Raw genomic sequence first — 22,982 nt, 5'->3', positions numbered from 1 at the left:
ATACGGGTGCCGTGGGAGGGGTGACGAGGGGTGTGCGGCACGCCGAACGGCAACGGGGTGCCAGGTGAAGTGAGGAGAGTCCGAGAAGGTCCGAGGGTCAGGCGGGGGGCGTACTACCGGCGGGCCCGGTGCTCGCCCGCAGGGAGATGGGCGGTGCGAGAAGGTGGTGCCGAGGCGGCGCGCCGGGATGGTCGAGCCGTTCGATGAGCAGGTCGACGGCGCGGTGGCCCATCTCCTCGGCCGGTACGTCCGCCGCGGTGAGCTGCGGGGTCACCGTCTCCGCCCACCGGCCGGCCACGACTCCGGTGACGGAGAAGTCACGCGGCACGTGGCGGCCCGCCTGGGCGAGCCCTCGGTAGAGACCGCCCAGGGCGGCCTCGTTCAGCGTGACCAGGGCCGTGGTCGCCGGATCGTCGTGCAGGATCCGCTCCAGGCACGCCTGGCCGGACGCGGCATCGTCCCCGCAGCAGTACGTCCGCACCGTCAGCCCGCGTTCGGCCGCGGCCTTGGTGAATCCGTCCAGTCCCCGGTGGGCGGACTCGTATCCCGCCCGCAGGAGCTGCTCCGGCCGGTTGACGAAGGCGACCCGGCGATGACCGAGGTCGGCGAGATGGTGGACGCACGCCGCCGCCAGCGCGGTGTGGTCCAGGCCGACCCACCAGCCGCCCTCCGGGTGGGCGGTGCGACCGATGGCGACGGAAGGGAAGTCCAGCGCGGCCAGGTGATCGACCCGGTCGTCCTCCAGCCTGATCTCCATCAGGATCGCGCCGTCGACCCGCCGCTCCCCCAGCAGCCGCTGGAACGAGCGGTCGCTGTCCACACCGCTCGGGGACAGCAGCACGTCGTAGTCGTGGGCCGCGGCGGCCTCGACGACACTGCCGATGAAGTCCAGCTGCATGCCGGTGTAGTGGTTCCCGGCGGGCGGGAAGACCAGGCCGATCGTGCTGGTCCGGCCGTTGGCCAAGGCGCGGGCGCTGGCGTTGGGCCGGTAGCCCAGCTCGTCGATGACGTCCTGGATCTTCCGGCGTGTCTCGTCCGACACCGGACGCTTGCCGCTCAGCGCGTACGACACGGTGCTCCGCGAGACACCGGCCCGCCGGGCGATCTCACCGATGTTCACGGGGAACTCCTTGCGTGGGCTGTCGAACCGATGACTGTCGAACCGGTTCGCGTGAAGTGAAGCTAGGAACTGCCCGGGCGGCTGTCAACACCCCGCGCAGCACTTCTTGGGCTGCGTCAGGGGTATTGCTGGGGAATTTCGCCGGTGCTAACTTCCTGCGAACCGGTTCGACGAGCGGTCGCCTCTGTGTGTCGCAAGGGATGACGGACGGGTCGCAGCCCATTTCCCCGCGGCCAGTCGAACCGGTTCGACTTCTTCAGTGTCCGATTCAGCGTCCGAGCAGTACGGAAACCACGGAGACCTCAGTGCGACGAAGAAGAACGACGGTGGCCGCGGCTGCGGCTACGGCCGCCCTCGCCACCCTCCTGGCCGGCCCTTCAGCGGGAACCGCCGGTGCCGCGGAGCGGGAACGGCTCGTCATCGACCTCGCCACCGACACCGGCGCCTTCCACGGCGGCGCCGCCGGCTCACTGTACGGCGTGTACGGCGACGGCGTGCCGAGCCGCAACCTCATCGAGGGCATGCACCTGCGCACGGTGTCGACGAAGGCGCAGGACGGCCCGCAGCACCCGGGAGCGGACGCGCTGGAGATGCTGCCGCCGTTCGTGGACTCGGGCGGCAAGGACGTCTACATCTACATGACCGACATCTACCGCGGCTTCCCGTACCAGTGGCCGGGCGCGGACGGCCCGGCGCGGCTCGCGGACTTCAAGGAGAAGATCAAGAAGCAGGTCCAGCAGGTCCTGACCATGGGCGAGTACAAGGACCACGTCGTCTACGTGCCCTTCAACGAGCCCGAAGGCAACATGTTCGGCACCGGCGAGTGGAGCTACAACAAAGTCTCCTGGCTGAAGGATCCCCAGCACTACTTCGCGGCCTGGAAGGAGGTCTACCACCTCATCAAGGGCCTCGACCCGGACGCCCGCATCGCCGGCCCCAACACCAGCGTCCTCTACAGCCAGGTCAAGGGCTTCCTGCAGTACGCCAAGGCCAACGACGTGGTGCCGGACGTGATGACCTGGCACGAACTGTCGTCGCCCGCCGCGGTCCGCACGAACGTGGCGAAGTACCGGCAGATGGAGAAGGACGTCGGGGTCGGTCCGCTGCCGATCAACGTCAACGAGTACGGGCACAACTACCACCTGTCCGTGCCCGGCCAGGTCGTCCAGTGGGTCTCCGCCATCGAGGAGTCCAAGATCGACGCCGATCTGGCGTACTGGAACATCGACGGCAACCTCAACGACTCGGCCGTGGAGGCCAACAAGGGCAACGGCCAGTGGTGGCTGTTCAACGCCTACGGGCAGATGTCGGGCCACACCGTGAAGGTGGCCGCCCCGCACCCCAACCAGCAGTACACCCTCCAGGGCGTGGCGACCCTCGACGAGGACAAGAAGCAGTCCCGGGCCCTGTTCGGCGGCAAGAGCGGCGACGCCGAGGTCGTCTTCGAGCACGTCGACCCGAAGCTGTTCGGCCAGACCGTGCGCGCCACCGTCCAGGAGATCCCCTGGACCGGTCAGGTCGGCGACTCGGCACAGCCGTTGCGGCTCGCGGACCAGGAGCTGACCGTCGGGTCGGACGGCTCGGTCACGCTGCCGATGACCGGCATGAACGAGATGTCCGCCTACCAGGTCATCCTCTCCCCGGGTGGCAACGGCGGGAAGCCGGCCGAACCCTCCGTCAGCTGGCGCAGGACGTACGAGGCGGAGAGCGCCACCTACACCGGCCAGGGCTACTCCAGGAACGGCCCCGAGGGCACGCCCTCCGACGTCGGCAAGTTCGCCACGTCGGGCGCCTACAACGTGGGCGGTCTGCGCACCGGCTCCGACGGGGTCCTCGCCTTCGACGTCGAGGTCCCGCAGGACGGCACGTACGACCTGAGCGTCTTCGCCAACTCCTACAACCTGTACGGCCTGGTGAAGGAACAGGGCCCGACCAACGTCTTCCTGCGCGTCGACGGCAAGGACCCGCAGGAGCTGCGGCTGCCGCTCGGCTACAAGTGGGTGGTGTGGGGCCACACCGACACCACGGTGAAGCTGACGGCCGGCAAGCACCGGATCACCCTGGCCGCGCAGGACCCCGACCTCGGGGTCACCAAGGGTGACGCGATCATCGACAAGATCGACCTCGCCCTGCGCGACGAGAAGGTGACCGCCCCGGCGATCCACGAGGCCGAGTACGCCACCCTCGCCGGTACCGCACCGCGCTACACGTACGCCAGTGCCTCGGGGCCGGGCGCGGTTCCGCTGCCCAAGGGCGCGTCGGCGACCTTCTGGGTCCACTCCCCCACCGACGGTGAATCGACCGTGTCGGTCGACCACTTGGGCGGCGGCCACGCGAGCCTGGCGCTCAACGGCGAGAAGCTCGACCTGCCGAAGGCCGGCGGGGCGAAGAAGGGCACGGACACGGTCCGGCTGTTCCTGTCCGGCGGCATCAACAAGATCACCGTCACCGGTACTGCACGCGAGCTGGTCCTCGACCGGCTGCGGGTCACCCCGTCGAAGGGCACCCTGGTGCCCACGGTCCACCAGGCCGAGAACGGCACGCTCACCGGGGCGGCGAAGGTCACCGACGCCTACACCTTCGCCACGAACGGCAAGGCCGTCACGGGCATCGGCGACGGAAAGGCCAACGCCCTCACCCTCGACGTGGTGGCCGCCCGGGCCGGGCGGCACGCGCTGACCATCCGCTACTCCAACGCCGAGCAGGCCCCGGCCACCCACTACAACCCCGACCCGATCGCCCGTCACGCCGACCTCTCCGTCAACGGCGCACCGGCGCGCCGGGTGCTGTTCCCGACCACCTTCCACTTCAACAACTTCTGGGACCTCACCGTCCCGGTCACCCTTGAGAAGGGCACGAACCGGCTCACCTTCACGGCGGAGGAGCTGCCGGACTTCGACGGCGACACGTACAACCAGTACGACCAGCGGTCCCCGTACGCGCCGGTGATCGACCGGGTCGCCGTCACGCCGCTGGCGGCGAAGTAGCCCTGGTGAGCGCGAGGCGCCGATCCGGAAACCCGGGATCGGCGCCTCGCCCCGCGCGTCCGTGCCCGCGCTGTGTCACCCACAGGTGTGATGAGGGAGGGCGTACGCCCGGAAGGCGGAAACCGAGGACTCCCGACGCCGGTACGTCGGCACGGTGCGGCGGATCGGGGAGTTCACCGTGGAACGGCGCCTCGGTGCCGGCGGGATGGGGGTGGTGTACCTCGCGCGCAGTGCCGCGGGGCGGCGTGTGGCGCTGAAGGTGATCCGGCCGGAGTACGCGGACGAACCGCACTTCCGTGCCCGGTTCAGGCGCGTGGTGGCGGCGGCCCGCAAGGTGAGCGGGGCCTTCACGGCGCGCAGCGACCTGGAGGACGGCAGGGCCGTCATGATGCACGACGCCCTGCTCACCGCGGTCCGCGCGGTCCGGGTGACCCCCGCGGTGCCGGATCCGACGTCCACCGGACGCTGTCCCGGCTGCGGCAGGAGGGTCCGCTGCCGGGCGCGAGCGGCTGGATCGCTCTCGGAAACGACGGCGCAGCCAAGGACAAGGCGATCCCGGTCCTGCGGATCACCCCGGACGGCCGCACCACCGCCGCCACGGTCACTTCGGCCGACGGCACACCGCAGTCCGGACCGGCCGGGGTGGGGTAGTGCGCAAATCCCCGCCCTCGCTAAGCGCTCGGGTCAGGTGTCGCAAGACGGTTGAAGCCGGCGAGACGGGGCGAGACGGTGAAGGGAAAGCCGCCGCCGTCGGGGGTTTTCAGGGCCGCCACGATGTCGGGGTCCGGTTCGCCGAACACCTCGAAGTGCTGCACGGTGCAGTGCTCCATCACGTCGCGGATGTACGGGTCCGACAGCCTCCAGTGGGTGCGAATGGCATCGGAGTCGCGGTAGAGCTGGAAGCTGTGCGCCAGCATCCGTTCTTCGTCGATGAAGACTTCCACCATGAGCTGCGGGCCGTGCTCTCGGGTGAAGGCCACCGCCTGAGTGACAGCGCCCCGGAAGCCGTCGAGATGACCGTCGGTGATGCGCATCGTGTTGCGGAAGAGAATGGTTCCGCTGGTTGTGATCTCCATACACCCGAGGGTCGTACCTGAACCGAGGTTGAGGTCAAGGGTCAGTCGCGCCGCGCGTCGGGTCATGCTCCGGCCACGAAGGCGTCGCCCGCGCCGCCCAGATCGACCGCGTCGACCCGTCGAGCGGCGCAGTCGCTCGCCCCGTCGGCGGTGAAGCCCGTCGCGCAGGTGCGCCCCGCTTGACTCGCGGACGCCTGCGGACAGGGGACTGTCCAGGCCTCCGACTCGACGCCACCCCGGGGACCGTGTCCCTGAACTCCCGCACTCCCTCGGGGCACCGGCGCTGGCCGGCACCCTGCTCATCGATGTCGGGGTCGGTCACATCAACCTCGTCACCCGCCGCTCCGCCTGACAGATCGCAAGCGGCGTCGGCCGTCGGAGCGTTGCAGCGCCGTCAGTTGTCGCCGGCCACGCGGTCCTCGTCCCCGGTCTCGGCCCCGGCCGCCCCGTCGTCGCCATCCGGCGCCGGAGCCAGCAGGACCTCGATGCCCGCGCGCAGGTACCGCTCCAGCGTGGCGTCCGGTGCCGAGACCAGGGCGGGCGGGCGGATCTCCGTGCGCATCAGGCTGGTGCCGAGCATCCAGGCCGCGAGGAGTTCCGCCCTCAGGTCGGCGTCGGGGCCGTCGAAGCGGGCGGCCAGGCGCTTGGAGAACACCTCCGTGAAGTCCGCGCGCAGCCGCGCCACCGCCTCGTCCCGGCCGGAGGACCGCAGCACGGAGAGCACCGGGTGTGGGAAGTCCCCCTCATTCGGCGCCCCCATGAGCAGCGCGCAGAACCAGTCGGGGATCGCCTCGACCGGCTCGTCCAGCAGCGGCTCGAATATCTTGCCGGTGCCCGAAACGTCGTTGAACAGCGCTTCTTTCGAGCCGAAGTAGCGGTAGACGAGGGCGGCGTCCACACCCACGTCGCCCGCGATGTCGCGCACGCTGGTGCCCTCGTAGCCGCACGGCGGCCGGCAGCATCGCCGAGCGACTGGCCGAGGCCCGCCACGCCCCGGCCTACCGCCACCTTCTGGCCGAGCCCGACAACGCGCATGCCCCGACGGGCGTCCTGCGCCCCGGCGGCGGCGTCAATCTGGAGGACTCCGCCTTCCTGCGCACCCTCGACCCGAGCGCGGCAGCCGTTCCTGGAGGGCTACGTCACCTCGATGCGCATCGTCTTCCTCACCGGCGCCGCGGTGTCCCTGGTCGCCTTCGTGCTCGCTGCCTGGCGGGTTCCTGACCTCACGCTCTCCGACGAGTAGCGTCCGGGGAACGTCGTATGTCACGTCCTGGCCCCTTCGTGAGGAGGGGCCTCGTCATACTTCCGGGGGACGGGCCGGCCCCCGCTCGCACTTTCGGCCGTCCCCGGAAACGGGCATGTGGACGGACGCCCGGCGGATCACGGGCGCGGACGATGGACGGGTCCCCGAAGCACAGTTCCCGACAGGAGCCTCCTCGTGATCACGACACCCATCGCCCACCGCGCCACCGCGGTGGCCGCACGCGCCGCGGATCTGTCCAAGGAGTACGGACAGGGCGAGACCCGGGTGATCGCCCTGGACCACGTCACCGTGAACTTCCACCAGGGCGAGTACACCGCGATCATGGGGCCGTCGGGCTCGGGCAAGTCGACACTGATGCACTGCGTGGCCGGGCTCGACACCTTCAGCGGCGGCTCGGTCCGCATCGGGGACACCGAGTTGGGCTCGCTCAAGGACAAGCAGCTCACGCGGCTGCGCCGGGACAAGATCGGCTTCATCTTCCAGGCGTTCAACCTGCTGCCGACCCTGACGGCCCTGGAGAACATCACGCTGCCCATGGACATCGCGGGCCGCAGGCCCGACAAGAAGTGGCTGCGCGAGGTCATCGACATGGTCGGCCTGTCCGACCGGCTGGGCCACCGGCCCGCGCAGCTCTCCGGCGGCCAGCAGCTGGGGGTCCCCCCAGGCCCTTAAGGCACTGGGGGAGGGTCGCCGTGGCCCGCGCGCTGGCCTCCCGCCCCGAGATCGTCTTCGGTGACGAGCCGACCGGAAACCTGGACTCGCGGTCGGGCGCCGAGGTGCTGGGCTTCCTGCGCCACTCCGTACGGGAGTTGGGGCAGACCGTGGTGATGGTGACCCACGATCCGGTGGCCGCCTCCTACGCCGACCGCGTGGTCTTCCTCGCGGACGGCCGGATCGTCGACGAGATGCTCCGGCCCACGGCGGACCGCGTACTCGACCGCATGAAGGAGTTCGACGGCAGGGGCCGCACCAGCTGAGCCTCCCCGGGGTGCAGCGCCCCGCTCCCCGCCCATCATCGGACACCCACCCCAGGACCCCCATCCCATGTTCCGTACCGCCCTGCGCAATGTGCTCGCGCACAAGGCCAGGCTGCTGATGACCGTGCTCGCCGTGATGCTCGGCGTGGCCTTCGTCTCCGGCACCCTGGTCTTCACCGACACCCTCTCCCACGCCTTCCGCACACAGTCGGCCAAGAGCTACGACAATGTCGCGGTCGGCATCACCTCCTACGTCGACAGCGAGACCGGGCAGGAAGCGGGCCTCTCCCAGCGGACGCTCGACAGAATCGGCAAGCTGGACGGGGTCGCCTCCGTCACCGGACGGGTGAACGGCTTCGCCGGGGTCGCGGACCCCGACGGCAAGCTCATCGGTGCCGAGTGGTCCAACACGGGCTCCAACTTCGCCCCCGGCAAGGGCGGCGAGGACCCCGCCTACGACTTCACCGACGGCGCCGGCCCGGTGCGGGACGACCAGATCGCGCTCGACAAGGACACCGCCGCCGAGGGCGAGTACGAGGTCGGCGACAAGGTCCGCGTCGCCACGAACGGCCCGGTCGAGGAGTTCACGCTCACCGGTGTCTTCACCACCGACGACGGCGCCGTCAGCGCCGGCGGCAGCCTGGTCCTCTTCGACACCTCCCTCGCCCAGCGCCTCTACCTGAAGCCGGGCCACTACCAGGAGGCGACCGTCACCGCCGCGCCCGGCGCCGACGACCAGAAGATCCTCGACGCGGTCAAGCCGCTGACGCCCGAGAACGCCGAGGCCAAGGCGGGCGCCACGCTCGCCGAGGAGCAGGCCTGGACGATCGAGCAGGACATGAGCAGCCTCAACCAGATGCTGCTGAGCTTCGCCGGCATCGCGCTCTTCGTGGGTGTGTTCCTGATCGCCAACACCTTCACCATGCTGGTCGCCCAGCGCACGAGGGATCTCGCTCTGATGCGCGCGGTCGGTGCCTCCCGCAAGCAGATCACCCGCTCGGTGCTGACCGAGGCCGGCCTGGTCGGTCTGATCGCTTCCGTGATCGGCTTCGGACTCGGTGTGGCCCTGGCCGTCGGGCTGCGCTCGGGAATGGCCGCGTTCGACATGAAGGTGCCGGCCGGCCCCCTCGTCATCGGTGCGACACCCCTGATCACCGCGCTCGCCGTCGGCATCCTCGTCACCATGTTCGCGGCGTGGCTGCCGGGTCGCCGCGCCGGGAAGATCCCGCCGGTGGCGGCGATGAACAGCGTCCACGCGGCGCCGACCACCAAGTCGCTGGTCGTACGCAACTCCATCGGGGCCGCTGTCACCGCCCTGGGCGTCGCGCTGATCACGGCGGGTGCCGCGATCGGCGAGCGGGGCCGGGAGATCATCGGCGGCGGTGCGTTCTTCGCGATGGTCGGCGTGATCGTACTGATCCCGCTGCTGTCCCGCCCGGTCATCGCGCTCGTACGGCCGCTCCTGGTCCGGGCCTTCGGGGTGGCCGGCAAGCTGGCCGGGCAGAACGCGGTCCGCAACCCGCGCCGTACCGGTGCCACCGCCTCCGCGCTGGCCATCGGCCTGACGCTGGTCACCGGCCTGTCCGTGCTGGGCGTCTCGATGGGCGCGGCGCTGGACAAGGCGACCACCGACCAGATCAAGGCCGACTACATGATCGAGACGGCCGCCGGCGGCGGCGTGGACCGGTCCGCGCTGGCCGCGCTGGACAGGACTCCGGGTGTCTCGGCCCTCTCGCCGGACCAGTCCGCGTACTTCCGCGTCAAGGACGACTACGTGTCGGCGACGGGCGTCACTCCGGGCGATGTCGAGCGGGTCCTCGACATCGATGTGGTGAACGGTTCGCTGAGCTCGCTCGGCAAGGGGCGGATAGCGGTCAACGAGAAGACGGCCGCCGAGCAGGGCTGGGAGGTCGGTGCCACCGTGCCGGTCACGTTCGACGACGGCAAGAAGGGCTCCCTGAAGGTCGGCGCCGTCTACAAGGAGGGGGCGATCCTCTCCTCGGTGCTGGTGGACACGAAGGTCATCACTCCGCACGAGGCGAAGCCGTACATCTCCCGGATCTACGTGAAGACGGACGGCGGTCCGAGCGACGCGAACGAGAAGGCACTGATCAACGCCCTCGGCAAGAACCCGGCGATCAGTGTCATGGACCACAAGGACATCCGCGACGAACTCGGCGGTGCCGTCAACATGATGCTGAACATCATGTACGGCCTGCTGGCGATGGCACTGCTGATCGCGGTGCTCGGGGTGGTCAACACCCTGGCCATGTCGGTCTTCGAGCGACAGCAGGAGATCGGCATGCTGCGCGCGATCGGCCTGGACCGCCCCCGGGTCAAGCGGATGGTCCGCCTGGAGGCCGTGGTCATCTCCGTCTTCGGCGCGATCGTCGGCGTCGCCCTCGGCTCGTTCCTGGGCTGGGCGATCGGCCAGACCATCAAGGAGGAGCTGCCGCTGTACGCGCTGGTCGTTCCATGGGACCGGATCGGGATCTTCCTGGTCCTGGCGGCGCTGGTGGGCGTCCTGGCCGCGATGTGGCCGGCGCGCAGTGCCGCGAAGCTCAACATGCTGAACGCCATCAAGGCCGAGTAGGCCGGTTGCCGGGGGCCGGGCTCCCCTACACTCACCATTGGTAACTATTCACTCCGACGTAACCGGTGGAGGTGCGCGACGCATGTCACGACGCCCGGCGTTCGACGTGCTCACGGCGACCTGCCCGTCCCGCACTTCACTGGCCCGGATCGCCAACAAGTGGACCGCCATGATCGTGATGGCACTCGCCCCGGGCCCGATGCGCTTCGGCGACCTGCGCACCACGGTCGACGGGATCAGCGCGAAAGTCCTCACCGACGCCCTGCGGGACCTCGAACGCGACGGACTCGTCGCACGGCACGCGTACGCCGAGACACCGCCCAGGGTCGAATACGAACTCACGGCACTCGGACAGACCCTGCAAGCGCCTCTGCGAGCGCTGGGCCAGTGGGCCGAAACACACATTCCCGAGGTGCTCGCGGCACGCGAAACCTACGACGCTCAACGCGCACACCGCGCCCCGCAGCGACGCGGGACGGACTGACGGCACAAGGCCTTCCCGACCGACGGCCGGGAAGGCCCTGATGCGTCGCGGCACTTCAGCCAGTGGGGAGCCTGGCGGGCTCACCGGCCCCAGAACTCGTCCTCGGCCGCCTGGTCGCCGGAGAACAGCCACATCTCGACGATCTTCCCGTCCCTGACGCGCAGGACGTCCACGCCGTCCATGCTCATCGACGCGCCGTCGCGCCGGCCGGAGAAGTGGATGCCGGCCGCCACCATGTCGTCGTTGCCCATGAGGGTATGGATGGCGTCGATCGCGAAGGTGCCCTGGCTGGTCTGCATCATCCCGCCGAGCATCGCGAAGACGGCGTCGCGCCCCTTCCGCTCGCCCGAGAACCGGTTGGAGCCGGGCTGGTGCCAGACGATCCCCTCGTCGAGGAGTTCACCCACCCTGGCCAGGTCACCCTGCTGCACAGCCTGGAAGTACTCACGGGCGATGTCGACGTTCGTACCGGTCATCACACTCACTCCTTGAACCTGCGTTTTCCCTGATGCCGCCAATTCTTACGATCGGTAACCAGTCACCTCAAGGTAACGATCAGGATCGCGTGACCCACGTCACAACGCATCTTTCGACGTCACCACGTGGCGGCGTCATGACTTCGTCAGAGGGTGGCGCGAGATGGCTGACGGTGACGAAGTGGCGCGACGCACCTGAGCCTCCTGCAGTCGGTGTCGTCGTCGCCGGAAGCGGTGCGGGTGGGGACAGCCGGCGTGGGGATGTGCGTCGCACCCAGGTCGAGCGAACGACTGGGCGTCACCGTCTGCCGCTGGACACGCTTCCCGAAAGCGGACAGCCAGGGGGTGACCGTCTCCCTGGAGAGCGTCAGCGTGAAGGCCCCGGCGGCCGGTGCGCTCACGTCGCCCTGGTCGATGGTCACCCGCAGTCCGCCGTCGGCGGTGAACGCCATGTCGTCCAGGGCGGCGGCGCGGGAGTCCGGGTCGGAGAACGTGGTGTCGAGGGAGCCGGCATCCACGCCTTCGCGCCCCTTGAGCCGGTCCTTCAAAGCGCTGAGGAAGGCGCCCCGGGACCCTTCGGCGACGAGCTCGAGGGCCGTTCGGTACACGCCCGCCCTGCCGTCGTACCAGTACGTCGTCGCCGACTGCCCGGACCCGGCGCCGCTGGGGTCATGGGTGCTGAGCCGGACGCCGAGGACGTCGCCGGAGACGACCAGGAACTGGTGGCTGATGTTGAGCTCGACGCCCTCCGCACGGCCCGTGCCGTCCTCGCATACCGCCGAGCCCGAGCGGAAGGAGGCAAGGCGCCGTTCCACATACTTCTTCATCGCTGCCGTCATCGCCTCGGCGCCGGGCACGTCGGGGTAGCTCGTCGCGAAGGGGCAGGACTTGTCCTCACTGTTGTCGCTGACGATCTCCAGGCCCTTGATCTTCGACGGGTCGACACTTCGGACGGGCGAGAGGGCGGGAGTGGAACCGGGCCGGGCGGATGCCACATCCGAGGACCCGGACGTCCCGGACGAGCAGGCCGCCGTGAAGGAGAGGGCGCCGAGCAGCAGAAGGGAGGGAACAAGTGTGTGAGTGCGCATGAGTGAGACCAGAACCTGACTGAGGGGATTCACGGACGCCGCCGACGGGACGCCGCGGTCGTTCTGTTCAGCGATCTTCCAGGTCAGAGGCATTTTTCAGCGACCCGCACGGCCCTCTGAAAAATCCAGCCCCCGCCCCTTCTGCTGGTTACACCCTTTTCATCCGCTATTGGCGCACACAGGCTCGACGGCGTGTCAGGGACATGGGTCCGCCATTGCCCTTCGGTCAGTCCGCCCCGGTACGGGCGCAGATGGTTCGGCCGGGCCTGGTCCGGGGCGGCGGTCAGACACTGGAGCGGCACGTGGGGGCCGCCGACGCACACCGGGCCACCGTCCTCGGCGAAGGCGAGGGACCGGATCTCACCTCCGGGCGTGGGCAGGTCCGACCCGAGGAGCTGCTGTCCCTCGGTGTCCCACATCCGCAAGGTCCCGTTCGCGCCGCCCACGGCCAGGGGGCTGCCCTCGGACGAGAAGGCGAGCGCCCTCACCGCCTCCGGTTCCCCCTGGGACAGCGTGCCGGAGGTGCCGGTCAGCGCACCCGCACGGTGACCGAGGTCGCCGTCCCGCGTGACGTGCCCGGGGCGTCGCCGAAGGCGAGCCAGGGGCCGCCTGGTCCGCAGGACACACCGGCGCGCAAGGCCCTTACGCTCACGCGGGGCCTGGCTGCTCCTCCAGCGCGCCCATCGCCCGGTCGAGCAGCACGGCCAGGGGAACAGCACCCTCGCAAGCCACCCACCCCGTGGCGGCCACGTCCAGGCAGGCGAGCGCGGCGGCGGCCAGTGCGCTCGGCCTGGTGTCCTCCGGCCGGTCGGGGCTGACCCCGAGGCGCCGGGCGATCTCCGGCACCAGCAGTTCCTGCCAGCTCCGTTGCTTCTCATAGTGCCCGGCGCGCAGCGACGGGGTCTCCTGGAGCATGCGCAGATAGCTGAGCGCCTGCTCGGGTGCCTGCTCGTTCATCCGCGTCAGGACATCGAAGGACCGGCGCAGCGCCTCCCAGGGCCGCTCGTCGTCGGGGCGGGCGGCGAGCGCCTCCGCGATCCGGCGACCGGACTCCGCCAAGCGCCCGAGGACGATTTCCTCCTTGGTACCGAAGTACCGGAACAGGCTGGCGCGCGACAGACCCACCTCGGCGGCGATCTGGTCGACGGTCGTCTTGTCGAACCCCTGGTCGGTGAAGAGCCGGTGCGCCACCTCGACCACTTCCGTCCGAACCGTCGCACGCATGCGCTCACGCAAGCCGGGCGGCTTGCCCGCGGACTGGGCGGCGGTACGGGCGGTCTCGGTCATGCGAGAAGGGTACAGCAAGGGCTCAATTTGATACCGAGTATCAGATCCGAGTGACACCGGCCCCCTCGCCGACTGGCCCGACCCCTGGACGACCACCCGAAGAGAGCCTAGATTTCTCGTCTAGGTCTGGACAGCCAGTCCAGAGGCACCTCTGGGGCAGGCCTGGTGAAACACATCGGGCAAGAGGGCACTCGTACGGCTCGGTGCCTCCCGGTTGATCTCTGCAACTACGCCACGTGAAAGGCAGTCCATGACCTCCGCCGGATCGGCCACCGCCCCCGCGTCCGGCTCCAGCCGGCCACCGACTGCGCACCGCCTGCTCCACATCACCGAGGAGCAGATCGCCGCGATCGTGGACGAGGACCTGGCGCTCGACCCGTATGGGCGAGAGCCAGCACGCTCCTGCCGAGGCGGCCCTCACCCCACTCAGCGAGGTCCTGACCCACCGCGCCACGGGACGCACCGACGACAGCGGCATCACGATCTTCGACAGCTCCGGAATCGGACTGCAGGACCCGTATCCGGGCCTGGCCCTCCTGAAGAAAATGGACATCTCCCTGTGAACACCCTCGCACCCGCCACCAGCCCCAGTGCCGCCCGGACGCTCACCGACCCCGACACCCCGTTCGCCGTCGTCGACATCCACAAGACCCGGCGCGACATCGAACGACTGGCAGCCAAGGCCGACCGGCTCGCGGTCGCCCTGCGCCCCCACGTGAAGACGGCCAAGAGCCTGGATGCCGCCGCCCTCCTGCACGACGGCTCCCCCTGCCCCATCACCGCCTCCACCCTCGCCGAGGCCGAGGCGTTCGCCGGCGGCGGCTACACCGACATCACCTACGCCGTCGGCATCGACCCCCACAAACTCCCGCGCGTCCTCGCGCTGCTGCGTCGCGGTGTCACCCTGCGCATCCTGCTGGACAGCACCGCCCAGGCGGAGTCCGTCGCCGAAGCCTCCCGCCAGGCCGGCCTTCCCGTCCCCACCCAGATCGAGATCGACTGCGACGGCCACCGCGGCGGCCTGCGGCCCGACGCCCCCGCGGTCGTCAAGATCGGCCGCATCCTGCACGACGCGGGCTGTCTGGACGGCGGCCGACCCACGCGGGCGAGTCCTACTTCGCCTGCACGGCCGAGGAACAGCGCCTGGCGGCGAAGAACGAACGCGACACCGCCGTCACCGCGGCCGAGCGACTGCGTGCGGCCGGCCTGCCCGTGGCCACCGTCAGCGTCGGCTCCACCCCCACCGCCCACGCCGCCGAGGACCTCACCGGCGTCACCGACCTGCGCGCCGGAAACTACGTCTTCTTCGACGCCAACTGCTCGTCACCCGTGGCGGGTTGAGAGCTGCGAAGAACGCCGGCCCTGACGGGCGCTGCCGGCGTCCGGTCAGGCGACGGCACCCTGGGCCTGCGTGGCGACGTCGGCCCACTCCTCCCAGGCCTTCAGGCGCTCGGCGTAGACCTGCGGGACGAGGTGGAGCGGGGAGGTGCCGAAGAAGACCCGCAGGGGCGGGTTGTCGGCGTCCACGATCTTCAGCAGGGCCGCGCCGGTGGCGGTCGGGTCACCGCCCTCGATGTTGCTCCAGTTGGCGGCGACGGCCGCGCGCAGGTCGTCGTAGGCGGGCAGTCGCTCGGCGAAGGTGGCGGAGGAGCCGGCCCAGTCGGTGGCGAAGCCGCCGGGCTCGACCAGCGTGACCTTGATACCGAATCCGGCGACCTCCTGGGCGAGCGCCTCACTCATGGCCTCGAGGGCCCACTTGGAGGCGTTGTAGACACCGAGGTTGGGGAAGGCGGTGACACCGCCGACGCTGGAGATCTGCACGATGTGGCCGCCCCCCTGCGCCCGCAGCAGGGGCAGGACGGCCTGGGTGACCCACAGGGCACCGAAGAAGTTGGTCTCCATCTGCTCGCGGACCTGCTGCTCCGTCAGCTCCTCGACCGTGCCGAACAGGCCGTAACCGGCGTTGTTGACGACGACGTCCAGACGGCCGAAGTGGTCGTGCGCCCGCTTGACGGCCTCGGTGACAGCGGCCTTGTCGGTGACGTCCAGGGTCAGCGGAAGGATCGCCTCGCCGTGGGCGGCCACCAGGTCCGCGAGGGAGTCGGTGGTGCGGGCGGTGGCCGCGACCCTGTCGCCGCGCTCCAGGGCCGCCTGGACGAACTGGCGGCCGAAGCCGCGCGAGGAGCCGGTGATGAACCAAACCTTGCTCACGAGAACACTCCTGTTTCGATGAAGTCTTATGAGGATACTCTACATCGGATTGAGACTCCGTATCAAGATGAGTCGCGGATTCGCTGTTGTACGCTGCCCGCATCAGCGAGGCACGTATGACAACTGGAGGACAGAGATGTCTTCAGATGGGGCGCACGGTGACCAGGCGACGTCCGGACTCGACCGGCGTACTGAACTGAGGGAGTTCCTGCGTTCCCGCAGGGCCCGGCTCAAGCCCGAAGACGTGGACCTGCCCTCGTACGGGCGGCGGCGGGTTCCCGGACTACGGCGCGAGGAGTTGGCGCAGTTGGCGGGGGTGTCGTACGCGTACTACGCACGCCTGGAGCAGGGCTACGGCGACACCATGTCGGCCGAGGTGCTGGACGCCGTCGCCCGTGCCCTGCGCCTGAGCCAGGAGGAGAGTGACCATTTGGTCCGGCTGGCTCAGCCCGAGCGTCAGAGCACGGCGCAGGCCGCACCCTCGCCGCAGCGACTGCGGCCCACCGTCCAGCACCTGCTCGACACTCTCGGTGTGCCCGCCTACGTCGTCGGCCGGTGCCTGGACATCCTGGGGTGGAACCGGCTCGCCACCGCCGTCTTCGGGGACTGGGCCCAACTGCCGCCCGAGGAGCGCAACGTGGCCCGGCTGTTCTTCCTCTCGCCCGAGGCGCGCGACCGCTTCGCCGACCCGGACCGGAGGGCTCTGAGAATCGCCGGCGTGCTGCGCATGAACGCCGGCAAGAGCCCCGGGGATTCACACCTCTCTTCGCTGATCCAGGAGCTGTCGCAGAAGAGTGAGGAGTTCCGGCAGTTGTGGGCACGGCACGAGGTGAGCTGCCCGAGCACCGGCGAGTCCGTGCGGATGCGGCACCCGCTGGTGGGAGAGTTCGACCTCGTCCACGAACCCCTGACGCTGCCGGGGGGCGCCCCCATGCGGCTGATGACCTACCACGCCGAGCCGGGCTCCCGCTCGGAGGAAGCCCTGCGGATGCTGGCCAGTTGGGAAATGGAGCCGCTGCGCTGATCTCCCCCGTGCATGTCACACCGTCATGCGGCCAGCACCGAGGAGGGTGACGTGCCGGTCACCGGGACGGAACCGTGGATGGGGCCGGGGACGCGGGACAAGGGCAGGCCGGTGCCGTTGTTGACGCGGGCGATGAGCTCGGCGGTGATGGAGATCGCTGTCTCCTCGGGGGTGTGGGCGCCGAGGTCGAGTCCGATCGGCGAGTGCAGGAGCGCGAGGTGCTCATCAGGCACGCCGGCCTCACGCAGACGTTCCAGGCGGTGTTCATGGGTGCGCCGGGAGCCCATCGCGCCGATGTAGCCGACCGGGAGGCCGAGGGCCAGGCGCAGCAGGGGGACGTCGAACTTGGCGTCGTGGGTGAGAACACAGATCGCGGTACGGGCATCGACTTCCGTGGCCTCCAGGTAGCGGTGGGGCCACTCGACGACGACCTCGTCGGCATGGGGGAAGCGTGCGTGTGTGGCGAAGACGGGGCGGGCGTCGCAGACGGTGACGTGGCAGCCGAGGAAGCGTCCGGCCTGACTGAGGGCCGCGGCGAAGTCGACGGCTCCGAAGATCAGCATGCGGGGCGGCGCTGCCTGGGTGTGGACCAGGAGCGTCAGCTTCTCCGGGCAGGTGTCGGCGTCCCCGCCGAGCTCGACACGGGCGGTCCGGCCCGCCCGAAGCAGCGCGCGGACCTGGTTGGCCGCCGCCCGGTCCGCCCGCCGGCTGCCCAGTGTCCCGTCGTACGCGCTGCCGCCTCCGAGGACGGACAGGGTGCGGCCGAGAAAGCGCTGCGGGCCGTCCACCACCTGTGCCACGGCGACGGGCAGACCGGCCGACACCTGTTCCAGGGTGGTGGCGAGATGGGGCTGGTCGGCGGGGCCGACCCGCTGCACCAGGACCTCCACCTCACCGCCGCAGGTCAGGCCCACGGCGAAGGCGTCGTCATCGGAGTAGCCGAACCGGGCCCGTACCGGGGGTTCGCCCGAGTCCAGGACCTGTTGGCACAATGCGTAGACGGCCCCTTCCACGCATCCTCCGGAGATGCTGCCGACCGCCTCGCCGTCGGTAGCTACGGCCAGTGCGGTGCCGGGTGGCAGGGGTGCGCTGCCGCTGACCTGGACGACGGTGGCGAGGGCGAAGGGGCGGGCTTCGCGGCACCAGCGGTACAGCGTGTCCGCGATGTTCAGCATGAGTGGCTCTCCTGGGGGAGTCGGGAAGCCCGCCGCCGTGCCGGCATGGGGGGATGGGGAGGCACGGCGGCGGGCCGATCAGTGGGACGGTCCTCGGGACCCGCCGGGATGACGGGGGCCCCGGCCGCCCGGGGTTCAGAGCAGGGCTTCGGCGGTGATGGGCAGTTCGCGGACGCGGCGGCCGGTGGCGTGGAAGACCGCGTTGGCGATGGCGGGAGCCACGCCGATCTGCACCAGCTCCCCGAGGCTCTTCACGCCGATGGGGTCGGCCCGGTAGTCCTCCCCGTCGAGGTAGACGGCCTTGACGTCGGGGATGTCGGCGTGGACGGGCACGAGGTAGTCGGCGAGATTGGCGTTGACGATCCGGCCGTCGCGGTGGTCGGTGACCGTGTGCTCGAGGAGGGCCGCGCCCATACCTCCCACCATGCCGCCGATGGCCTGGCTCTCGGCGAGCTTGGGGCTGATGATGCGCCCCGCGTCGTACACGCCGAGCATCCGCCGCATCCGGACCAGCCCGAGCCGGGCGTCGACCGCGACCTCGGCGAATATCGCGGCGTAGCCGTACATCGAGAACCGGCTGTTCTCCTCCGGGGTGTAGGACCCGCGCGCCTCCAGGTGGGTGCGGTTGTTGCGGGCCAGGAGCTGCCGGTAGGTCTCCCCGCGCGCGGCGTTGCCCTTGACGTGCAGCCGGCCGCCGCGGACCACGACGTCGTCGGCGTCGACGCCGTGCAGCGGCGAGCGCTCGTCCTCGACCGCGAGGGTGATGGCTTGCTGTCGCAGCTTGTCGCAGGTGTCCTGGACGGCGGATCCCACGCTGGCCGTGGTCTGTGAGGCGCCCTGTGGCGGGGCCGGCGGCATGGTGGAGTCGCCGAGCCGGAACTCGACGTTGCGTACGGGCAGGCCCAGGGCGTCGGCGGCGATCTGGGTCATGGAGGTGTACGTGCCCGTACCCACGTCATGGGTCGCGGACTGGACCACCACGGTGCCGTCGGCGTCGAGCCGGGCGTGGGCGTTGGCCCTTCCCAGGAAGACGTCGTAGCAGCCGGTGGCCACGCCGGTGCCGATGAGCCAGTCGCCGTCACGGGTGGAGCGGGGCTTCGGGTTGCGCCGGTGCCAGCCGAACTCGCGGGCGCCGACGCGGAAGCACTCGCGCAGCCGCCGGGTGGAGAAGGGCTGCTGCGTCGACGGGTCCTCGCCGGGTTCGTTGCGCAGCCGCAGCTCGATCGGATCGATGCCGAGCCGGTAGGCGAGTTCGTCCATCGCGGTCTCGATGACGAAGGCGGCGCTGCCGTAGCCGGGGCCTCGCATCCACATCGGGGTGCTGACGTCGAGCGGCACGATCTGGACGTTCTGGCTGACGTTGGGCACGGCGTAGAGCATCTGCCCGAGCGCCTGGTTGGCCTCCCAGAACTTCTCGTAGCGGGAGGTCTCGTACTTCATCTCGTGGGTCATCGCGGTCAGCCGTCCGCGCCGGGTACTGCCCAGGCGCAGCTTGTACTCGTACGCGGGCCGGTAGCCCACCGTGAAGTACATCTGCCTGCGGGTCAGCGCGAGTTTCACCGGGCGTCCCACCTCGCGTGCGGCGAGCGCCGCGATGACGACGTGCGGCCAGGTGCGCAGGGCGTTGCCGAACGCGCCGCCGACGAACGGCGAGAGGACGCGCACGTTCGCCGGCGGAATGCCGAACGCGGCCGCCGCCTCGTTCTGCGCGCCGATCACCCACTGGGTCTTGTCCCACAGGGTGAGCTTGTCGCCGTCCCAGCGGGCGATGGTGGCGTGCGTCTCCATCGGGTTGTGGTGGTTGCGGGAGAGCCGGAAGGTCATCTCCATCCGGACGTCCGCGGAACCCAGCGCTTCCTGGGCATCGCCCCGCGAGTAGGGCTGAGCGAACGGCGGAGGCCCGTCTTCGGCCGGGCTGCGGGTCAGGTCGGTCGCGGGTTCCTCGGCGTCGTAGGAGACGTCGATCAGGTCGGCGGCGTGTTGCGCGGCCTCCAGGGTGGTGGCCACCACTACGGCGACCGGCTGGCCGAAGAACTGGACGGCATCGTCCTGGAAGGCGCGCAGCCGCCGGCCCGGGAAGGGGAAGGTGACCGGGTTGTCGCGGTACGCCAGCTTGGGCGCGTTGCGGTGGGTGATCACCTTCAGGACGCCGCGCTGGGCTTCGGCGGCGCGTGTGTCGATGCCGGTGATGCGGCCCCGCGCGATGGTGCTGTTGAGGATGACGGCGTGGACGACGCCGTCGATGTCGTGGTCGGCGGCGTACTTGGCCTGGCCGGTCACCTTCAGCCGTCCGTCCACCCGGGACAGCGGCGCTCCGACGGCTGCCTGGGGCTGCTGGCTCACTTGCCACCTCCTACGACGCGCAGTTGGCGCTCGACGGTCCGTTTGAGCAACTCGACCTTGAAACGGTTGTGCTGGAGGGGCCGGGCCCCGTCCGCCGCCCGCTCGGCGGCCTTGGCCCACAGGGTGTTCGACGGCCGCTTGCCGATGAGTTCCCGCTCGACGGCGGGCAGCTTCCAGGGCACGGTGCCCACGCCTCCGGCGGCCACCTTCGCCGCGTGGATCACCCCGCCCCGGATGTGGAGCGCGACGGCCGCCGAGGTGAGTGCGAACTCGTAGGACTGCCGGTCGCGCACCTTCAGGTAACCCGACTTCAGCGGACGCGGAAGGGCCGGAATCTCCACAGCGGTGATCAACTCACCCCGACGCAGGGCCTGTTCGCGGTTGGGTGTGCTGCCCGGCTTGAGCAGGAAGTTCGCGAAGGGCACGGTCCGCTCGCCGTCCGGCCCCAGCAGGACCACGGTCGCCTCCAGGGCGGCGAAGGCCACGGCGACGTCGGAGGGATGGGTGGCCACGCAGTCGTCGGAGGTGCCGAGGATGGCGTGGGTGCGGTTGACGCCGTGCAGGGCAGCGCAACCGGAGCCGGCCTCACGCTTGTTGCAGGCGGCCGTCACATCGCGGAAGTACGTGCACCGGGTGCGCTGCATGATGTTGCCGCCGATGGTCGCCATGTTGCGCAGCTGCGCCGACGCGCTCAGCTCCAGCGCCTGCGAGATCACCGGGAACAGAGCGCGCACCCCCCGGTGGGTGGCGGCCTCGGACATCCGCACCAGCGCGCCGATGCGCAGGCCCCCGCGCCGGGTGACCACGATCTCGCGCAGCGGAAGGCCGCTGATGTCGACCAGCGTGCGAGGGCGTTCGACGGTCTCGCGCATCAGGTCGACCAGCGTGGTGCCGCCGGCGATGTAACGGCCGCCGTCACGGCCCGCGTCGAGGGCTTGCCGGGTGTCGGCGGCTTTGGTGTAGGAGAAGGGATGCATGGGGGCCGTGCCTCATTTCCCGTGCGCGGTCTGCTCGACCGCGCGCACGATCTTCACGTAGCAGCCGCAGCGGCAGATATTGCCGCTCATGAACTCCCGGATCTCCTCCGGTGAGCCGGTGTGCCCCTCGTCGATGCAACCGACGCCGGACATGATCTGGCCGGAGGTGCAGTAGCCGCACTGGAAGGCGTCCTGGTCGATGAACGCCTGCTGCAGCGGGTGCAGCCGTTCGCCCTTGGCCAGGCCCTCGATGGTGGTGACCTCGGCGCCGTCCAGCCGGACCGCCAGTGTCAGGCAGGAATTGACCCGGCGACCGTCGACCAGGACCGTGCAGGCGCCGCAGGCACCGGCGTTGCAGCCCTTCTTCGAGCCGGTCAGCCCCAGGTGTTCGCGCAGCAGGTCCAGCAGGGAGGTCCGGTTGTCGACCGTGACGGTACGCCGCTCGCCGTTGACGGTCAGGGAGACGCGGCTGCCGGGCGGCGCCTCCGCGGCGTCCGCGGGCTCGGCGCCGAACACGGACTGCCCCGCTGTCAGGCCACCGACCACGACCGCACCGCCGACGGCGGTGGTGGCGATGAACGTGCGCCGGGACGGGGCGGACACAGATCCCTCGGGCGACCCCTCGGGCGATCCCTCGGGAGAAACAGTTGACTCGGGGGGTTCGGTGGACATGCCCACTCTCTTGGTCGACGGAAGACTGATGGCGGTGCCGACCACCGTCATGTGCATGAATCGGCGTGCGTACGGAAACGGTCCACGCCGCGTCGGACGAGCCGGGCCCTCGGCCGGGGAGGAAGTACGACGGCCGGGGGTCGAACGCGTCCGGCAGCCGCCTCACCAGGCCTTCGGTGCGGCATGACCTCCACTGTGCTGCACGCGGCGCGATACAACGAGCGAACAGTTTTGGGACGACTTCGGTAGCTACCACTGGCGTTGGTACGTCTGGCAGTAGCAGGCAGAGCTGTCCGACACGCGCTCGGTGAGGCGACGACGGCGTGACGGCGGGCGTGGACCAGGGCCCCCTGGACGACACGGTTTGCGGCGGGCTGCAGCCACGGCGTCACGCCGGCCGCGTACAGCCTTCTGCGCCGGCGGAGGCGTGGCGCGGCCGGTCCGGCGATCATCTGCCAAGAGCTCACGGCGTGCCGCAGTGAGCATCCCAGGACGTGGGCGATGCCCGCCTCAGCCCTACCCGGTGCCGGGCACCGGTCTCGCTCCGGCGCAGTGCTGTCGAGGCACCAACCGCCGCGAAGCCGCCCTGGGCCGGTGATGTCAGTCGGCGGCCTCGCGCAGCGCCTCGTTGATGTCGCTCAGTGCGCCGGTCAGCCGGGTGTAGTCGTCGTGGGCCACGGGCGTGACGAAGTACCGCTCGACGACATCGGAGTGCACGGTCGCGGCCTGAAGGAACACCGTACGGCCGTGATCAGTCGGTTCCACCAGCACGCTTCTGCGGTCGTCCGGCGACGGGACACGACAGACCAGGCCGGCTTCCTCCATGCGGTCGATCAGCCGGGTGGTGCCACTGCTGGTGAGGGTGAGGTCCTCGGCGAGCCGGCGCTGGGAGACCTCCTCGCCCGGTTTGCGGCACAGCCTGATGAGGACTTCCAGCATCGTGTGACTGATCCCGCACTCCCGTCGCAGCGCGGTGTCGATCCGCTGCTCCAGGCGGGTCGCGGCTTTGATCAGCAGCCCGAAGTCGTGAACGAGCTGACTGTTGGCGGCACGGGCGGCTTGGTCGCCCCGCCGGGTCGCGGCATTCACCTGCCCAGGTCCTCCCATCCTGATGGTCCTGGCCTGGGAGTTTACTGCCACATCACCTACTGACGTCTCAATTACTGAGCAGTCAATTGCTGACTGCTCAACGAAATTCTATGGTGGACGCCATCCCGTCGGCCCCATC

The 22,982-nt window shown here is 70.1% G+C and carries 18 protein-coding genes and 4 pseudogenes; 9 read left to right on the top strand and 13 right to left on the bottom strand.

What is annotated here, in order from left to right:
- Positions 1–97 precede the first annotated feature (97 nt).
- Positions 98–1,120, bottom strand: a complete 1,023-nt coding sequence (locus HDA41_RS37550; protein WP_184992057.1) for a LacI family DNA-binding transcriptional regulator — start codon at positions 1,118–1,120, stop codon at positions 98–100.
- 305 nt (positions 1,121–1,425) lie between these two features.
- On the opposite strand from HDA41_RS37550, the gene HDA41_RS37545 reads away from it, so the two are divergent.
- Both HDA41_RS37545 and HDA41_RS41985 read left to right on the top strand, forming a co-directional pair.
- Positions 1,426–4,107 carry a cellulosome protein gene (locus tag HDA41_RS37545; protein ID WP_230299842.1) on the top strand — a complete coding sequence of 894 codons (2,682 nt, stop codon included), beginning with the start codon at positions 1,426–1,428 and terminating at the stop codon, positions 4,105–4,107.
- Positions 4,108–4,261: 154 nt separating this feature from the next.
- Positions 4,262–4,462: pseudogene (locus tag HDA41_RS41985) on the top strand (hypothetical protein); the annotation flags it as partial.
- A 316-nt stretch (positions 4,463–4,778) separates the two neighbouring features.
- Here the strand turns inward: HDA41_RS41985 and HDA41_RS37535 are convergent.
- From HDA41_RS37535 to HDA41_RS42905, 3 genes and pseudogenes are all read right to left on the bottom strand, one after another.
- Positions 4,779–5,183, bottom strand: coding sequence for a hypothetical protein (locus tag HDA41_RS37535; RefSeq protein WP_184992053.1), 405 nt, complete (start codon positions 5,181–5,183; stop codon positions 4,779–4,781).
- Between the two features lie 394 nt (positions 5,184–5,577).
- Positions 5,578–5,970 carry a TetR/AcrR family transcriptional regulator gene (locus tag HDA41_RS37530; protein WP_376706874.1) on the bottom strand — a complete coding sequence of 131 codons (393 nt, stop codon included), beginning with the start codon at positions 5,968–5,970 and terminating at the stop codon, positions 5,578–5,580.
- Between the two features lie 66 nt (positions 5,971–6,036).
- Positions 6,037–6,114 (bottom strand): annotated as a pseudogene (locus HDA41_RS42905) (TetR family transcriptional regulator); the annotation flags it as partial.
- Between the two features lie 507 nt (positions 6,115–6,621).
- Here HDA41_RS42905 and HDA41_RS37520 point away from each other — a divergent pair.
- The 3 genes and pseudogenes from HDA41_RS37520 to HDA41_RS37510 all read left to right on the top strand — a co-directional run bounded on the left by HDA41_RS37520 (position 6,622) and on the right by HDA41_RS37510 (position 10,501).
- A pseudogene (locus HDA41_RS37520) lies at positions 6,622–7,424 on the top strand (ABC transporter ATP-binding protein).
- A gap of 67 nt (positions 7,425–7,491) precedes the next feature.
- Positions 7,492–10,017, top strand: a complete 2,526-nt coding sequence (locus HDA41_RS37515) for an ABC transporter permease (RefSeq protein ID WP_184992051.1) — start codon at positions 7,492–7,494, stop codon at positions 10,015–10,017.
- Positions 10,018–10,099: 82 nt separating this feature from the next.
- Positions 10,100–10,501: a winged helix-turn-helix transcriptional regulator gene (locus HDA41_RS37510; protein WP_184992049.1), complete on the top strand. Its 402-nt coding sequence runs from the start codon at positions 10,100–10,102 to the stop codon at positions 10,499–10,501.
- Positions 10,502–10,581: 80 nt separating this feature from the next.
- Here the strand turns inward: HDA41_RS37510 and HDA41_RS37505 are convergent, their stop codons facing one another.
- A complete protein-coding gene (locus HDA41_RS37505) occupies positions 10,582–10,977 on the bottom strand; it encodes a nuclear transport factor 2 family protein (protein ID WP_184992047.1) in 396 nt (131 codons plus the stop codon).
- A gap of 146 nt (positions 10,978–11,123) precedes the next feature.
- Positions 11,124–12,065 carry a hypothetical protein gene (locus HDA41_RS37500; protein ID WP_184992045.1) on the bottom strand — a complete coding sequence of 314 codons (942 nt, stop codon included), beginning with the start codon at positions 12,063–12,065 and terminating at the stop codon, positions 11,124–11,126.
- A gap of 408 nt (positions 12,066–12,473) precedes the next feature.
- On the opposite strand from HDA41_RS37500, the gene HDA41_RS37495 reads away from it, so the two are divergent.
- Complete coding sequence (locus HDA41_RS37495; protein WP_184992043.1) at positions 12,474–12,614, top strand: hypothetical protein; 141 nt, start codon at positions 12,474–12,476, stop codon at positions 12,612–12,614.
- Positions 12,615–12,713: 99 nt separating this feature from the next.
- Here HDA41_RS37495 and HDA41_RS37490 read toward each other — a convergent pair whose 3' ends face one another.
- Positions 12,714–13,352, bottom strand: a complete 639-nt coding sequence (locus HDA41_RS37490; protein ID WP_184992041.1) for a TetR family transcriptional regulator — start codon at positions 13,350–13,352, stop codon at positions 12,714–12,716.
- 380 nt (positions 13,353–13,732) lie between these two features.
- Here HDA41_RS37490 and HDA41_RS37485 point away from each other — a divergent pair, with 380 nt between their 5' ends.
- Both HDA41_RS37485 and HDA41_RS37480 read left to right on the top strand, forming a co-directional pair.
- Positions 13,733–13,915, top strand: a complete 183-nt coding sequence (locus tag HDA41_RS37485; protein ID WP_184992039.1) for a hypothetical protein — start codon at positions 13,733–13,735, stop codon at positions 13,913–13,915.
- Positions 13,912–14,663, top strand: a pseudogene (locus HDA41_RS37480) (alanine racemase); the annotation flags it as partial. The gene HDA41_RS37485 and the pseudogene HDA41_RS37480, both read left to right, overlap by 4 nt.
- Before the next feature lie 75 nt (positions 14,664–14,738).
- Here HDA41_RS37480 and HDA41_RS37475 read toward each other — a convergent pair.
- Positions 14,739–15,563 carry an SDR family oxidoreductase gene (locus HDA41_RS37475; RefSeq protein ID WP_184992038.1) on the bottom strand — a complete coding sequence of 275 codons (825 nt, stop codon included), beginning with the start codon at positions 15,561–15,563 and terminating at the stop codon, positions 14,739–14,741.
- A gap of 136 nt (positions 15,564–15,699) precedes the next feature.
- Between HDA41_RS37475 and HDA41_RS37470 the strand changes: the two genes are divergently transcribed.
- Complete coding sequence (locus HDA41_RS37470; protein ID WP_184992036.1) at positions 15,700–16,587, top strand: helix-turn-helix domain-containing protein; 888 nt, start codon at positions 15,700–15,702, stop codon at positions 16,585–16,587.
- A 23-nt stretch (positions 16,588–16,610) separates the two neighbouring features.
- Here the strand turns inward: HDA41_RS37470 and HDA41_RS37465 are convergent, their stop codons facing one another.
- The 5 genes from HDA41_RS37465 to HDA41_RS37445 all read right to left on the bottom strand — a co-directional run bounded on the left by HDA41_RS37465 (position 16,611) and on the right by HDA41_RS37445 (position 22,843).
- Positions 16,611–17,762 carry an XdhC family protein gene (locus HDA41_RS37465; RefSeq protein ID WP_184992034.1) on the bottom strand — a complete coding sequence of 384 codons (1,152 nt, stop codon included), beginning with the start codon at positions 17,760–17,762 and terminating at the stop codon, positions 16,611–16,613.
- A gap of 135 nt (positions 17,763–17,897) precedes the next feature.
- On the bottom strand, positions 17,898–20,105 hold the full coding sequence (locus tag HDA41_RS37460) for a xanthine dehydrogenase family protein molybdopterin-binding subunit (RefSeq protein ID WP_184992032.1): 2,208 nt from the start codon (positions 20,103–20,105) through the stop codon (positions 17,898–17,900).
- Positions 20,102–21,082, bottom strand: coding sequence for an FAD binding domain-containing protein (locus HDA41_RS37455; RefSeq protein WP_184992030.1), 981 nt, complete (start codon positions 21,080–21,082; stop codon positions 20,102–20,104). The genes HDA41_RS37460 and HDA41_RS37455 overlap by 4 nt, the downstream gene beginning before the upstream one ends.
- A 12-nt stretch (positions 21,083–21,094) precedes the next feature.
- Positions 21,095–21,754, bottom strand: a complete 660-nt coding sequence (locus HDA41_RS37450; protein ID WP_184992028.1) for a (2Fe-2S)-binding protein — start codon at positions 21,752–21,754, stop codon at positions 21,095–21,097.
- A 600-nt stretch (positions 21,755–22,354) separates the two neighbouring features.
- The gene (locus HDA41_RS37445; protein WP_184992026.1) at positions 22,355–22,843 is read right to left on the bottom strand and encodes a MarR family winged helix-turn-helix transcriptional regulator; all 489 of its coding nucleotides are present in this window, start codon (positions 22,841–22,843) and stop codon (positions 22,355–22,357) included.
- Between the last annotated feature and the right edge of the window lie 139 nt (positions 22,844–22,982).

Origin of the sequence: Streptomyces caelestis (assembly GCF_014205255.1) — a bacterium.
GTDB classification, from domain to species: Bacteria; Actinomycetota; Actinomycetes; order Streptomycetales; family Streptomycetaceae; genus Streptomyces; species Streptomyces caelestis.
Note: the sequence above shows the minus strand (reverse complement) of the source record. Positions and strands in the feature narration are given on the sequence as shown.